The following is a 14,795-nucleotide window of genomic DNA, read 5'->3' as shown; positions in this document are numbered from 1 at the left end:
CACATGGCAAAGTTCTTCATTGATCGCCCGATTTTTGCATGGGTGATCGCCATCATTTTGATGCTCGCGGGTATCGCGTCGGTGTTCACATTGCCGATCGCGCAATATCCGACCATCGCGCCGCCGGCTGTGCAGATCAGCGCAACGTATCCGGGCGCTTCGGCGAAGACGGTGGAAAACACCGTCACGCAGGTGATCGAGCAGCAGATGAGTGGTCTCGACCACTTGCTGTACCTGTCGTCCACGTCGGACGACTCGGGTACGGCAACCATCACGCTGACTTTCGCGGCCGGCACCAATCCTGACATCGCGCAGGTGCAGGTGCAGAACAAGCTGCAGCTCGCCACTCCGTTGCTGCCGCAAGCTGTGCAGCAGCTGGGTACGAAGGTCACGAAGTCAAGCAGCAGTTTCCTGCTGGTCATGGCGTTCGTGTCCGAAGACGGCAGCATGAGCAAGTACGACCTCGCGAACTACGTGGCGTCGAACATTCAGGACCCGGTCAGCCGTATCGACGGCGTGGGCACGGTCACGCTGTTCGGCTCACAGTATGCAATGCGAATCTGGCTCGACGCGAACAAGCTGACCAACTTCGGCTTGACGCCGGTGGATGTGCAGTCCGCGCTGCAGGCGCAGAACGTACAGGTCGCGGGCGGTTCGCTCGGCGGCACGCCGTCGGTGCCGGGGCAGGTGTTGCAGGCGACCATCACGGAAGCGACGCTGCTCAATACGCCTGAGCAGTTCGGCAACGTGCTGCTGAAGGTCAATCCCGACGGCTCGCAGGTCCGTATCAAGGACGTCGCACGCGTCGAGCTCGGTGGCGAAAACTACAACTTCGACACCAAGTACAACGGTCAGCCGACCGCGGGCTTCGGTATCCAGCTCGCCACGGGCGCGAATGCGCTCGCCACCGCCAAGGCGGTGCGCGCGAAGATCGACGAGTTGTCGAAGTACTTCCCGCACGGTCTCGTCGTCAAGTATCCGTACGACACCACGCCGTTCGTGCGTCTGTCGATCGAGGAAGTGGTCAAGACGCTGCTCGAAGGTATCGTGCTGGTGTTCCTGGTCATGTACCTGTTCCTGCAGAACCTGCGCGCCACGCTGATCCCAACCATCGCAGTGCCGGTGGTGCTGTTGGGCACGTTCGCGGTCATGAGCATTGTCGGCTTCTCGATCAACACGTTGTCCATGTTCGGGCTCGTGCTGGCAATCGGCCTGCTGGTGGACGACGCGATCGTGGTGGTGGAAAACGTCGAGCGGGTGATGGCGGAGGAGGGCTTATCCCCTCGCGAAGCCACGCGCAAGGCGATGGACCAGATTACCGGCGCGCTGGTCGGCGTGGCGCTCGTGCTGTCGGCGGTGTTCGTGCCGGTGGCGTTCTCGGGCGGTTCGGTCGGCGCTATCTACCGGCAATTCTCGCTGACCATCGTGGCCGCCATGGTGCTGTCGGTGCTGGTTGCGTTGATTCTGACGCCGGCCTTGTGCGCGACGATTCTCAAGCCGATTCCGCAAGGTCATCACGAAGAGAAGAAGGGCTTCTTCGGCTGGTTCAACCGGAACTTCAACAAGAGCCGCGACAAGTATCACTCGGGCGTGCACCACGTGATCAAGCGCTCGGGTCGCTGGCTCATCATCTACATGGTGGTGATCTTCGCGGTCGGTCTGCTGTTCGTGAAACTGCCGAAGTCGTTCCTGCCGGACGAAGACCAGGGCACGATGTTCGTGCTGGTGCAAACGCCTTCGGGCTCCACGCAGGAAACCACCGCTCGCGCGCTGAAAGACGTGTCGGACTATCTGCTCAACGGCGAAAAGGCGATTGTCGAATCCACCTTCACGGTGAACGGCTTCAGCTTCGCGGGCCGCGGTCAGAACGCCGGTCTCGTGTTCGTGCGGATGAAGGACTACGCGCAGCGTCAGCACGCTGATGAAAAGGTGCAGGCGCTGGTGGGCCGCCTCTTTATGCACTTCGGCAGCTACAAGGGCGCGCTCGTGTATCCGGTGAATCCGCCGTCCATTCCGGAACTCGGCACGGCTGCGGGCTTCGACTTCGAGCTGCAGGACCGCGCGGGTGTCGGCCACGAAAAGCTGATGCAAGCGCGCAACATGTTGCTCGGCATGGCCGCGCAAGATCCGACGCTGGCTCAGGTGCGTCCGAACGGCCTGAACGATACGCCGCAGTTCAAGGTGAACATCGATCATGAAAAGGCCTCTGCGCTCGGCGTATCGCTGTCCGCAATCGACCAGACGTTTTCGATCGCGTGGGCGTCGCAATACGTGAACAACTTCCTGGATACGGACGGCCGGATCAAGAAGGTGTACATGCAGGGCGACGCACCGTTCCGCATGACGCCGGAAGACCTGAACGCCTGGTACGTGCGCAACACAGCGGGCGGTATGGTGCCTTTCTCTGCGTTCGCAAGCGGCCAGTGGACCTACGGTTCGCCGAAGCTCGAGCGTTACAACGGTATTTCCGCGGTGGAAATCCAGGGCGCGGCGGCGCCGGGCAAGTCGACCGGTCAGGCGATGACGGCAATGGAAGCGCTCGTGGCGAAACTGCCCGCGGGTGTCGGCTACGAATGGACGGGCCTGTCGTTGCAGGAACGCCAGTCCGGTTCGCAGGCGCCGATCCTGTACGGCATCTCGATCCTCGTCGTGTTCCTGTGTCTCGCGGCGCTGTATGAAAGCTGGTCGATCCCGTTCTCCGTGATCATGGTGGTGCCGCTCGGCGTGATCGGCGCATTGCTGGCCGCCACGCTGCGCGGGCTCGAGAACGACGTGTTCTTCCAGGTCGGTCTTCTGACAACAGTGGGGCTGTCGGCGAAAAACGCAATTCTGATCGTCGAATTCGCGCGCGAGCTGCAGCTGAGCGAGGGCATGGGTCCGGTCGAGGCCGCACTGGAAGCGGCACGTCTGCGGCTGCGTCCGATTCTGATGACATCGCTCGCGTTCATTCTCGGCGTGATGCCGCTCGCGATCAGTAACGGCGCGGGCTCGGCCAGCCAGCACGCAATCGGTACGGGCGTGATCGGCGGTATGTTGACGGCGACCTTCCTCGCGATTTTCATGATCCCGATGTTCTTCGTCGTGATCCGCGCGAAGTTCGGCGGCGAGAAGGAAGACCCGGACGCGGCGCTCGCACACTACAACCAGCACCATCCGCATGATCCGCAAGGCGGCGGGGCCGCTGGCGGGTCCGACAGCAACGGCTCGGGCAAGGACGGACATTGAGATGCAAAAACACTCTTTGATTGCAGTGGCGGTCGCGTTCCTCGCCGCCGGTTGCACGATGGCGCCGAAGTACGAACGCCCCGCCGCGCCGGTGACGAGCACGTTCCCGACCGGCGGTGTGTACGCCACGCAGCCGGGCGCGACGCAGCCTGGCGGGGCCGGCGCGCGCAGCGCGAACGGCCTGGCCGCGGCCGACATCGGCTGGCGCGATTTCTTTATCGATCCGCGCATGCAGCAGCTCATCGAGATCGCGCTGAAGAACAACCGTGATCTGCGCGTGTCGGTGCTGAACATGCAGGCGTCGCAGGCGCAGTTCCGGATCGTTCGCGCGGGTCTGTTCCCGACGCTCGACGCCGCGGCATCGCAAAGCAAACAGCGGACGCCGAAAGATCTGTCGGTGTTCGGCAATACGATTTCGAACTCGTATTCGGTCGGCCTGAACGCTTCGTGGGAAATCGACTTCTTCGGGCGTATTCAAAGCCTGAAGGACCAGGCGTTGGCTCAGTACCTGGCCACGGCTCAGGCGCGCAAGGCGGCTGAAATCGCGCTGGTCTCGCAAGTGGCGAATCAGTACCTGACGGTACTGGAGCTCGACGACCTGCTGAAGGTCACGCAAGGTACGCTGAAGACCGCGCAGGAGTCGTATCGCATCACGAAGCTGCAGTTCGACAACGGCACGGGCTCCGAACTCGATCTGCGCCAGGCGCAGACCGTGGTCGAGCAGGCAGAGGCGAACCTGCATGCGCAGGAGCGTCTGCGGGCCCAGGCGGAGAACGCGCTGGTGCTGCTGGTCGGCGAGCCGCTGCCCGCCGGCCTGGCGCCGGGCCTCACGTTGGACGACCAGAATCTGCTCACGGATATTCCGGCGGGTCTGCCATCCGATCTGCTGACGCGTCGTCCCGATATCATGGAGGCCGAAGAGAATCTGCTTGCGGCCAACGCGAATATCGGCGCCGCGCGCGCGGCCTTCTTCCCGAAGGTTTCGCTCACGGGCAGCTTCGGCACGCTGAGCCCGACGCTCGGCGGCTTGTTCAAGCCGGGTTCGGCAGCGTGGAGTTTCGCGCCGTCGATCACGCTGCCGATTTTCGAAGGCGGTCAGAACCTGGCCAACCTCGATCTCGCCAACATCCAGAAGAACGTCCAGATCGCCACGTACGAAAAGGCGATCCAGACGGCGTTTCGCGAGGTGGCGGACGCGCTGGCCGCGCGCGGCACGTACGATCAGCAGATCCTGGCGCTCGAGCGCAACACGTTTGCGGAACAGCGCCGGCTGGATCTGTCGAATCTGCGTTATACGAGCGGTGTCGACAATTACCTCTTGGTGCTGACCGCGCAGACAGCTTTGTATGCGGCGCAGCAGTCGTTGATTACCGCGCGCATGGAGCGTCTGCAGAACCTGGTGACGTTGTACCAGGCGCTCGGCGGCGGCTGGATCGAGCATAGCGGCGATCAGCCGCGTCCGGCCGACGCGCCCGTCGACTATGGTGCGGCGCGCGCGCCGGCAGCGGCTTCGGCTGCGACCGCCGGCTGAGGGTTACAGCGGTTCAACGGGTAAGCGACCGGTGACAAAAAACGCCACGGCATGCCGTGGCGTTTTCTTTTGCAGCGGTCGAGCGGATCGAGCGGAGCCCCGCCGCCTGGCGAGATGTTGCACCTAAAACCCAACGCTTTACCGATTCAGTGTCCCAGCCGTCTCTCTCAATGCAGATCCGCCGCGCGCAGCATTTCGTCGCGCGGTTGTTCCTTGCCGCCACGTCCATCGAAATCGTGGCCGGCCTTGCGGATTTCGCACTGCGCCTTCTTCTCGCTTTTGACGCCGTTGAAAATCAGATTCAGCACGACCGCGGACACTGAAGCCAGCAAGATTCCACTGTGCAGCAGCGGTGACAACGCGGGCGGCAGTCTGGAGAAGAAGTGCGGCGACACGACCGGCACGAGCCCCAGGCCGATACTGACCGCGACGATGAACAGGTTGTGGTGATTCTTCACGAAGTCGACCTTCGACAGTACCTTGATGCCATTGGCCGCGACCATGCCGAACATCACGATGCCGGCACCGCCGAGCACGAACGCCGGCACCGACGCGACCACTTGCGCCATCTTCGGAAACAGGCCGAGCAACACGAGGATCACCCCGCCCATCGCGCAGACAAAGCGGCTCTTCACGCCCGTGACGCCGATCAGGCCGACGTTCTGCGAGAACGACGTATGCGGAAAGGAGTTGAAGATGCCGCCGATCAGCGTGCCGAGTCCGTCCACGCGCAGTCCGCGCACCAGCGCTTTCTGATCGACCGGACGATCGACCATATCGCCGACCGCGAGGAACATGCCCGTCGATTCGATGAAGGTGACGAACATCACGGTGACCATGGTCGCAATCGACAACGGATCGAAGTGCGGCAGGCCGAAGTGGAACGGCATGACGAAGCCGACCCAAGGCGCGTGCGTGACGCCGTCCATGTCGACGCGGCCGAGCGCCAACGCGATCACGAAGCCCGCGACAATGCCGAGCAATACAGAAATATTCGCGATGAAGCCCTTGGCAAACTTGTTGATGAGCAGAATCAGCATCAGCACGAGCAGCGACAGGCCGAGGTAGACGGGGTTGCCGTAGTCGGGATTGCCCACGCCGCCAGCGGCCCAGTTGATGCCGACGCCCATCAGTGACAGACCGATCACCGAAATCACCACGCCGATCACCACCGGCGGGAAGAAGCGCAGCAGCTTGCCGACAGCCGGCGCAAGCAGGATGCCGATCACGCCCGCGGCAATCGTCGAGCCGAAGATGTCGAGAATGCCGAGCGACGGATTCGTGCCGATCGCGACCATCGGACCGACTGCGGCGAACGTGCAGCCCATGATGACCGGCAGGCGGATGCCGAAAATCCACAAGCCGAGCGTCTGGATCAACGTGGCGATGCCGCAGGAGAACAGGTCGGCGCTGATCAGAAACGCGATCTGGTCTTTCGGCAATTTCAGCGCCGCGCCGAGGATCAGCGGGACCGCGACAGCGCCCGCATACATCACCAAAACGTGCTGGATGCCGAGGGTGAGCAACTGGCCCGCAGGCAGCCGCTCGTCGCACGGGTGAACCGTGTTCGATTGCATAACGTCTCTCTCCACAATCTGGTTTTGGGATGGACTCCAAGGTATCGGGGACGAAAAAGCGCAACAAGACCGCTGGGGCCTATTCCGGCATTCCCGGTGACGATATGCGCAAGCCCGTTTTGAAAACCGGAATCCGGGCGAGCGGCGGGTTCCTGGGCGGTCAGCCCCTTGCAGCGGCGATGCGCGCGCGGTCGCGCCGCGTGCCCGAGCCGCAGCGATATATGTGAGAATCGATCAGGTGTATCCGGGCGGGCACATAGTCGTGTTTTCGTGCAACTCGCCGCCGGCCGGGGTTAACCCGCGATTCGGCGGCTTTGCGCACGCGGCATCGCCTGGTTTGCACACATCGCGCGGCTAGCAAAAGTCGCCGCTCGCGGCACGGTCCGCGTGCTCTCACTTACCCCTTAACTGACGACGCTCCATTACTCATGAGCTTTCTCGGCATCGACCTCGGCACCGGCTCCCTCAAAGTTGCAATCGTCGATGAAGACGGCCATGAGCAGGCCGCCGCGAGCGTCGCTTATGCCCTTGAGACGCCGCACGCCGGCTGGGCAGAGACGTCGGTGCAGACGTGGTGGCGCGCGCTGTGCGAAGCGGCTGCACGCTTGCCCGAGAGCTTGCGTCGCGGGGTCAAGGCGATCGGCTTGTCTGGGCAAATGCACGGCGTCGTGCTGATCGACGAAGCCGGCAATGCGGTGCGGCCTGCAATGCTGTGGCCCGACACGCGCGCGCGGACTTTGCTCGACGCGTGGCCCGAGCCGCAGCCGAATCCGGTGGCGCCCGGCATGGCCGGTCCATTGCTGCGCTGGATCGTGTTGCATGAACCGGAGTCCGCGCGCCGCGCGCGCTGGGCATTGCAGCCGAAAGACTGGCTGCGCGTCGCGCTTGGCGGCGCGGTCGCAACCGATCCGTCGGACGCCTGCGCGACCGCGCTCGCCGATCCTGATGGCGCGTGGGACGCGGCGCTGGTCGAACGGCTCGGCATTCCGCACGAGTGGTTCCCGCCGTTGGGGCCGTCTTATGCAGCTGCCGGTGTGTTGTCACAGAACGCGGCGCAGGCCTTGGGTCTGCGTGCGGGTATCGTGCTCGCGACCGGCGCCGCGGACACACCATGCGCTGCGCTCGGCAGCGGCATTGCACGCGACGGCGACGCGCTTCTGACGACGGGCACCGGTGGCCAGATCGTCGTGCTCGCCGAGCACGAGCCACAGGCGGTTAAAGGCTTGCATCGTTATCGCGCGGCGAGCGATCACTGGTATCGGATGGCGGCTATGCAGAACGTGGGCATTGCACTCGAGCGCGCGCGCGGATGGCTATGCTACGAATGGAGCGACGCCTATGCCGAAGCGTTCGGCGATCACGCCAACCACGGCTCCGACATCGACGCCAACGCCAACACCGCCACAGCGACAGCGCCGCTCACCTTTCTCCCCTACCTCACAGGCGAGCGCACACCGTGGCTCAATCCCACGGCGCGCGGCGGCTGGCTCGGCCTTGCTCTCGATCACACGCGCGGCGCGATGATGCGCGCCGCGTTCGAAGGCGTTGCCTTTTCGCTGCGCGCGGGGCTCGACGCGATCCGCGCGAGCGGCGCAACAGTGACGTCATTGAAACTGGCGGGAGGCGGTTCCGTCGATGCACGCTGGCGCCAGTTGCTCGCCGATGCGCTGAACGCCGAACTGCACGCGGTCGATTCTCCGAATGCCGCCCCGCGCGGCGCGGCCATTCTGGGTGGCATTGCGAGCGGTCACTGGCATGTGCACGATCTCGCTGCGCTCGCGCCCGGTGCGACACACGTGGCGAGCCCGCGAGGCGATCACGCGCTCGCCGAACGCTACGCACGTTTTCTGGATTTGTATGGTCGCGTCGAAACATGGTTCGACGCACGCACCGGCGCTTGATGAAGAGAGCGGTAATGTCACCTGCCGACAACGCCGCGACGCACTTTGCAATACCATGACGCTTTTCATGCGTTAGCCTGTAGCTCGCGCGGCGCAGGCATCGACCGCAGCATGATCCCCGTATATTCGCGCGTCGCCATGTTGCAGGCGGCGACGCGCGTCGCATTCACAGACTCACAGGAGCATTCACGATGAAGACCAAAGCAGCAATCGCATGGAAAGCCGGCGCACCGTTGACGATCGAAGAAGTCGATCTCGAAGGACCGCGCGCCGGCGAAGTCCTGATCGAAGTGAAAGCGACGGGCATCTGCCACACCGATTACTACACGCTCTCGGGCGCCGATCCCGAAGGCATTTTCCCGGCGATTCTCGGCCACGAAGGCGCGGGCGTAATCGTCGATACGGGTCCGGGCGTCGGCACGCTGAAGAAGGGCGATCACGTCATTCCTCTTTACACGCCGGAATGCCGTCAGTGCAAATTCTGTCTGTCGCGCAAGACCAACCTGTGTCAGGCGATCCGCTCGACGCAAGGCAAGGGTTTGATGCCCGATGCCACGTCGCGGTTCTCGCTGGACGGCAAGCCTTTGTTTCATTACATGGGCACGTCTACCTTTTCGAACTACATCGTCGTGCCGGAAATCGCGGTCGCCAAAGTGCGTGAAGACGCGCCGTTCGACAAGATCTGCTACATCGGCTGCGGCGTGACGACGGGCGTCGGCGCGGTTGTGTATTCGGCGAAAGTGGAAGCGGGCGCGAACGTGGTCGTATTCGGGCTCGGCGGCATCGGTCTGAACGTGATTCAAGGCGCGAAGATGGTCGGCGCGGACAAGATCATTGGTGTGGACATCAATCCGGGCCGCGTGGAACTCGCGAAAAAATTCGGCATGACGCACTTCATCAACCCGACCGAAGTCGAGAATGTGGTCGATCACATCGTGCAGCTTACCGACGGCGGCGCCGACTATTCGTTCGAATGCATCGGCAATACGAAGGTGATGCGCCAGGCGCTCGAATGCACGCATAAGGGTTGGGGCCAGTCGTTCATCATCGGCGTGGCGGCGGCGGGCGAAGAGATCAGCACGCGTCCGTTCCAGCTCGTGACGGGCCGCGAGTGGAAGGGCTCCGCATTCGGCGGCGCGCGTGGCCGCACCGACGTGCCGAAAATCGTCGACTGGTACATGGAAGGCAAGATCAACATCGACGATCTCATCACGCACCGTCTGCCACTCGAGCGCATCAACGAGGGCTTCGATCTGATGAAGAAGGGCGAGTCGATCCGCTCGGTCGTACTGTATTAACGCGGCTCACTGAAAGCCACTCAATGACAGCGATCAACAAGGAGCAAGACGATGCTTGAGCTACTGTCGTCGCACGCCTGTCATGGCGGCGAGCAGCGCTTTTACCGGCACGAGTCGCAGACCATCGGCCTGCCAATGCGCTTCTCGGTGTATCTGCCGCCGCAGGCCCTGCAGCCTGATGCGAAGGTGCCCGCGCTGTTTTATCTCGCGGGGCTCACCTGTACCGAAGAGACGTTCGCGATCAAGGCCGGCGCACAGCGCTTCGCCGCGCAACATGGCGTTGTGCTCGTCGCGCCCGATACGAGCCCGCGGGGCGCGGGCGTGCCGAACGAGAGTGCCTCGTGGGACTTCGGCGTGGGCGCGGGCTTTTACGTCGATGCAACGCAGGAGCCCTGGGCGGGGCACTACCGGATGTACTCGTACGTGCGCGACGAGCTGCGCGAAACGGTGCTGAACGAACTGCCCGTCGACGGCGCGCGGCTCGGGATCTTCGGGCATTCAATGGGCGGCCACGGCGCGTTGATGCTCGCGCTGCGCAACCCGGACATCTATCGCTCGGTGTCGGCCTTCGCGCCGATCGCGGCGCCCACGCGTGCCCCTTGGGGCGAGAAAGCGTTCAGCGGCTATCTCGGCGAGAACCGCGAGACGTGGAAGGAATACGACGCAAGCGAACTCGTGGGGCGCGCATCGCGCAAGTTCGCGGAGGGGATTCTGGTCGATCAGGGACTCGCCGACCAGTTCCTCGCCGAGCAGTTGTACCCGGACGTGTTCGAAGCCGCATGCCGTGAGGCGGGCCAACCGCTGACGTTGCGCCGCCATGCCGGCTACGACCACAGCTATTACTTCATCTCGACCTTCATTCAGGATCACATCGCGCATCACGCGAAGGTCTTGCTCGGCTGAAATCTTTTGTACCGATGGCGGCGCCGTTGCGGGCCGCCATTGCATCGAGCGCCTGTCAGATTAGCGGCGCTTCAGCAGACTTCCGCCATACACCACCGCCGACAGCGCGGTGATCCAGAAGCTCGTCGGCCAATCGGTATAGAACGCGAGCGTCACGCCCAGCCACGCCTGCAGCAACGCGAATACGGCGGCGAGCACGAGGCCGGCGGAAAGCCGCGTCGTCATGTTTTGCGCGGCGGCGGCCGGGCCGACCATCAACGTGAAGACCAGCAGCACGCCGACGATCTGCGTGCAGGCGGCCACGGCGAGCGCGGCAATCGCGAGAAACAGCACCGACACGAGACGCAACGACACGCCCTTCGCTTCGGCCAGTTCGGGCTGCAACGAAGCGAACAGCAACGGCCGCATGATCGCCGCGAGCGCCAGCAGGCTGACCACGCCCAAGCCCGCCAGCACAGCGAGCGTCGACTCATTTACGCCGAGCACGTTGCCGAACAGCAGCGCTGTGACCTGCGTCGCGTAGGCCGTGAAGAAGTGCAGAAACAGCAGGCCGAAGCCGAGCGATAGCGACAGGATCACGCCGATCGCCACGTCGCGTCCGGCAAGGCGCTCGCCGAGCGCGCCCATGCCGACGCCGGCCGCGAGCGTGAAGCCGACCATGCCCCAGATCGGCGAAATGCCGATCAGCACGGCGCCGGTCGCGCCGGTGAAGCCGACATGCGAAAGCGCGTGGCCGGCGAAGGTCTGTCCGCGCATCACGAGAAAATAGCCGACCACGCCCGCGAGCACCGCGACGATTCCCGACGCCGCGAACGCGTTCACCATGAAGTCATATTCAAACATCGTGCTTATGTCCGTCGCGTGAGTCGTGCTGGTGTGAACGGTCGTGCGCGGGTCCGTGCGAATGACCATGGGAATGCGAGTGACCGCCGTTCCCGTCATGTTCATGTTCGTGATCGTGCTTTTCTACTTCGACGCCGCCCGACATCACGAAGATGCGGCCGTTCACGCGCATCACGTCGATGGGCGAACCGTAGAGGCGCGACAGCACGGGCCGCGTGATGACCTCGTCGACGGTGCCGAGCGCGGCCACGCCGCTGCCGAGATACAGCACGCGATCGAGCGAGTTGAGCAGCGGATTCAGTTCGTGCGCCGAGAACAGCACGGCAATGCCGAGTTCCTGCTGCACGCGCCGCACGAGTTCGACCACGCTCTTCTGATGATGCGGGTCGAGGCTGATGAGCGGTTCGTCGAGCAGCAGCAGTTTCGGCGCGCCCAGCAGACATTGCGCGAGCAGCAGGCGCTGCCGCTCGCCGCCCGAGAGTTCGGATAACGGCCGCTCGGCGAGCTTGCGGCCGTCGACCAGTTCGAGCACGCGCTCGACGTCCGCTCGCGTTCTGGCGTCTGCGTGAGGTAGGCCCCAACGGTGGCCGTCGGCCGCCATCGCCACGAAATCGTGGCCACGCACTCGCCGTCCGGCGAGCGCGCTGCGCGTTTGCGGCATATAACCGATCGACGCGTTGCCGCGCTCCACCGGCTGCCCCAGTACGCGGATCGAACCGCTTGCCGCCGGCACGAGGCCGAGCACCGCGCGCATCAGCGTGGTCTTGCCCGCGCCGTTCGGCCCGAGCACGCCGATGAATTCACCCTGATTCACGACGAAGCCGGCATCGCGCAAGATCGTGCGGTCGCCGAGTTCGAGCGTGACGTGATCGAGTTCGAGCACGGGCTCACGGCTCGCCGCGAGCGTCGCTGCGCTCGCTGACAGAGTGGCTGGCGTGCTGCGGCCAGTAACATTCATTGGGTTTTTCCTTTGACGCCGGCCGCGTCGCCTTTGGCGAGCGCCGCGCCGAGCGCGTCGAGCTGCGAGAGCATCCACGTCTGATAAGTGTTGCCGGCTGGCTCGGTCTCGGTGACGCTCATGGTCGGCACCTTCGATTCCTGCGCGAGTTTCAACATGCGTTTGGTCAGAGCCTCGGTTGCCTGGCTGTTATAGATCAGCACGCGCACGCGTTTTTCACGCAGATCGCGTTCGAATGCGGCGATGTCGGACGCGCTCGCTTCGGTGTCGTTCATGGCGGCCAGTTGAAAGCGCATATTGCGCATGCTTAGTCCGATCGCGTCCGACATATAGCCGAACACCGGCTCGGTTGCCGTGACCGGCGTGCCCGCGTAATGCGCATGCAGTTCGGCAACCTTCGCCTCCACCGGTTTCAGCGAATCGAGAAACTTCGCGAGGTTCGCATCGTAGGCCGACTTGTGCGCCGGGTCGGCCGCGACGAGCGCCTCGTTCACCGCGCGCGCCACCTTGGGCATGGTCGACGGGTCGTACCAGAGATGCGGGTTGTCGCCGCTGTTCTTGCCGCTCAGCTCAGCCGCGACGATCGTCGTGCGCTTCGCGCCCTTCGAAGCCGCCAGCAGTTTCACCATCCACGGATCGTAGTCGGCACCGTTGTAGACCACAATGCTCGCGTGCTGCAACGCGCGCGCCGTCTTCGGGCTGGCTTCGAACAGATGCGGGTCCTGATCCGGATTGCTGAGAATGCTGGTCACGTCGACGCGCTCGCCGCCGAGTTGCTGCACCACGTCGCCATAAAAGTTTTCCGCGGCGACCACGGGGATTTTCGCATCTGCGGCAAATGCTGCATGGCTTAACGCGAACGCGGCTGTAACTGCGGCGACATATCTGGACAACAACCTCGTGCTCGTCTTCTTCATTATGTGTCCTGCTGCGTGAGGGTTGAATGAATTGCAAACGTGAAGCGATGGCTCATGTGGGCGCGACGGCGCGCGACGCGCGTGCGCACAACGCGCAAAGACCGCTCAATTCGACGACCTGACGGTGTACCTCGAAGCCATGTGCCGGCGCGCTATGCGACAACTGTTCGGCGAAGCCGTCGCCCGGAATCTCGACGGTCGCCCCGCAGCGGTCGCACATCAGAAACTGGCTGCAGTGCGGCACGCCGACCTCGCAGCAGGCGACAAACGCGTTTTTCGATTCGATGCGATGCACGAAGCCATGCTCGAGCAGAAAGTCGAGCGCGCGGTAGACGGTGGTGGGCGGCACGCGGCCGCGTTCGGGTTCGAGCGCGGCCAGCAACTCATAGGCGCCGACAGGGCGTTCGCTCGCGACAATCGCCGCATACACCTGACGCCGCAGCGGCGTTAGCGACAGGCCGTGCAACGCGGCATGCGCTTCGGCATGCGCAAGCCGCACAGCGTGATGTTCTGCAGTCGATGTGGCCATCAGCGTGGATCTCCTACGGTGACGTCATGCGGATGTAAGGGCGGCTCGTGGAGCGAGGTCGAAATGATATAACGTATCTCGATTTTTTGTCAGCTGCCGTGTGCAAGAGCGCTGCAAGAGGCTGGCGCACTTGTTCCGCGCTGCACCATCGAAATCTGAGAGAGCGCCTTGACATGACCGGGTGCGTATCCGATCATTCGATCACAAACAGAGCAATTGATCGCGCAATGAGCGTTCGCTCACTGCGGCTCCAAAAAGCGAAACGAATCGGAGACAAAGCGTGTCGGCACGATTGCAAGACAAGGTGGCCATCCTGACAGGCGCGGCAAGCGGAATCGGTGAAGCCGTGGCGCGGCGCTATCTGGACGAAGGCGCGCAATGCGTGCTGGTGGACGTGAAGCCGGCTGACAGTTTCGGCGACACGCTGCGCGCCGCATACGGCGAGCGCGTGCTCACGGTCACTGCGGATGTCACGCGACGCGAGGATATCGAGCGCATCGTGGCGAGCACGCTGGAGCGTTTCGGCCACGTGGATATCCTGTTCAACAATGCGGCGCTGTTCGATATGCGCCCGATCCTCGACGAATCCTGGGACGTGTTCGACCGCCTCTTCGCGGTCAACGTGAAGGGCATGTTCTTCCTCATGCAAGCCGTCGCACGGCAGATGGTCGAGCAAGGCCGCGGCGGCAAGATCATCAATATGTCGTCGCAAGCAGGGCGGCGCGGAGAAGCGCTCGTGTCGCATTACTGCGCGACGAAGGCGGCCGTTCTCAGCTACACGCAATCTGCCGCATTGGCGCTCGCGCCGCACAAGATCAACGTGAACGGCATCGCGCCGGGTGTCGTCGATACGCCGATGTGGAAGGAAGTGGACGCGCTTTTCGCCCGTTATGAGAACCGGCCGCTCGGCGAGAAAAAGCGCCTTGTCGGTGAAGCGGTGCCGCTTGGGCGCATGGGCGTGCCCGACGATCTGACCGGCGCTGCGCTGTTCCTCGCATCCGCGGATGCAGACTACATCACTGCGCAAACACTGAACGTGGACGGCGGCAACTGGATGAGTTGAGCGGCAGAACCCGCATTATCCAGCGTCATTTTCGTAGAACAAACGCAGCA

At 63.5% G+C, this 14,795-nt stretch carries 12 protein-coding genes; 7 read left to right on the top strand and 5 right to left on the bottom strand.

Annotation, left to right across the window (positions count from 1 at the left end):
* Positions 1–3 precede the first annotated feature (3 nt).
* Positions 4–3,225: an efflux RND transporter permease subunit gene (locus RW095_RS31935; protein WP_317019959.1), complete on the top strand. Its 3,222-nt coding sequence runs from the start codon at positions 4–6 to the stop codon at positions 3,223–3,225.
* Position 3,226: 1 nt separating this feature from the next.
* Positions 3,227–4,756, top strand: a complete 1,530-nt coding sequence (locus RW095_RS31930) for an efflux transporter outer membrane subunit (protein ID WP_317019958.1) — start codon at positions 3,227–3,229, stop codon at positions 4,754–4,756.
* Between the two features lie 167 nt (positions 4,757–4,923).
* On the opposite strand, the gene RW095_RS31925 is transcribed toward RW095_RS31930, so the two are convergent.
* Entirely contained in the window at positions 4,924–6,333 is a 1,410-nt protein-coding gene (locus tag RW095_RS31925) for a nucleobase:cation symporter-2 family protein (RefSeq protein WP_317019957.1), read from the bottom strand.
* 29 nt (positions 6,334–6,362) lie between these two features.
* Between RW095_RS31925 and RW095_RS31920 the strand changes: the two genes are divergently transcribed.
* The 4 genes from RW095_RS31920 to fghA all read left to right on the top strand — a co-directional run bounded on the left by RW095_RS31920 (position 6,363) and on the right by fghA (position 10,435).
* Positions 6,363–6,560, top strand: a complete 198-nt coding sequence (locus RW095_RS31920) for a prephenate dehydrogenase (protein WP_317019956.1) — start codon at positions 6,363–6,365, stop codon at positions 6,558–6,560.
* A gap of 201 nt (positions 6,561–6,761) precedes the next feature.
* Positions 6,762–8,234, top strand: a complete 1,473-nt coding sequence (locus RW095_RS31915) for a xylulokinase (protein ID WP_317019955.1) — start codon at positions 6,762–6,764, stop codon at positions 8,232–8,234.
* 191 nt (positions 8,235–8,425) lie between these two features.
* The gene (locus RW095_RS31910) at positions 8,426–9,532 is read left to right on the top strand and encodes an S-(hydroxymethyl)glutathione dehydrogenase/class III alcohol dehydrogenase (protein WP_317019954.1); all 1,107 of its coding nucleotides are present in this window, start codon (positions 8,426–8,428) and stop codon (positions 9,530–9,532) included.
* Between the two features lie 51 nt (positions 9,533–9,583).
* On the top strand, positions 9,584–10,435 hold the full coding sequence (gene fghA / locus RW095_RS31905) for an S-formylglutathione hydrolase (protein WP_317019953.1): 852 nt from the start codon (positions 9,584–9,586) through the stop codon (positions 10,433–10,435).
* 60 nt (positions 10,436–10,495) lie between these two features.
* On the opposite strand, the gene RW095_RS31900 is transcribed toward fghA, so the two are convergent.
* Genes RW095_RS31900 through RW095_RS31885 form a run of 4 tightly spaced genes read right to left on the bottom strand, consistent with a single transcriptional unit; the run spans position 10,496 to position 13,682 of the window.
* Positions 10,496–11,278: a metal ABC transporter permease gene (locus RW095_RS31900; protein WP_128587519.1), complete on the bottom strand. Its 783-nt coding sequence runs from the start codon at positions 11,276–11,278 to the stop codon at positions 10,496–10,498.
* Positions 11,271–12,236 carry an ABC transporter ATP-binding protein gene (locus RW095_RS31895; protein ID WP_317019952.1) on the bottom strand — a complete coding sequence of 322 codons (966 nt, stop codon included), beginning with the start codon at positions 12,234–12,236 and terminating at the stop codon, positions 11,271–11,273. The genes RW095_RS31900 and RW095_RS31895 overlap by 8 nt, the downstream gene beginning before the upstream one ends.
* Positions 12,233–13,153: a metal ABC transporter solute-binding protein gene (locus RW095_RS31890; protein WP_317019951.1), complete on the bottom strand. Its 921-nt coding sequence runs from the start codon at positions 13,151–13,153 to the stop codon at positions 12,233–12,235. The genes RW095_RS31895 and RW095_RS31890 overlap by 4 nt, the downstream gene beginning before the upstream one ends.
* 52 nt (positions 13,154–13,205) lie before the next feature.
* On the bottom strand, positions 13,206–13,682 hold the full coding sequence (locus RW095_RS31885; protein ID WP_317019950.1) for a Fur family transcriptional regulator: 477 nt from the start codon (positions 13,680–13,682) through the stop codon (positions 13,206–13,208).
* A gap of 280 nt (positions 13,683–13,962) precedes the next feature.
* Between RW095_RS31885 and RW095_RS31880 the strand changes: the two genes are divergently transcribed.
* A complete protein-coding gene (locus tag RW095_RS31880; RefSeq protein ID WP_317019949.1) occupies positions 13,963–14,745 on the top strand; it encodes an L-iditol 2-dehydrogenase in 783 nt (260 codons plus the stop codon).
* Positions 14,746–14,795: the final 50 nt, after the last annotated feature.

The sequence above is a fragment of the Paraburkholderia kirstenboschensis genome, assembly GCF_032806925.1.
Classification (GTDB): Bacteria; Pseudomonadota; Gammaproteobacteria; order Burkholderiales; family Burkholderiaceae; genus Paraburkholderia; species Paraburkholderia kirstenboschensis.
Note: the sequence above shows the minus strand (reverse complement) of the source record. Positions and strands in the feature narration are given on the sequence as shown.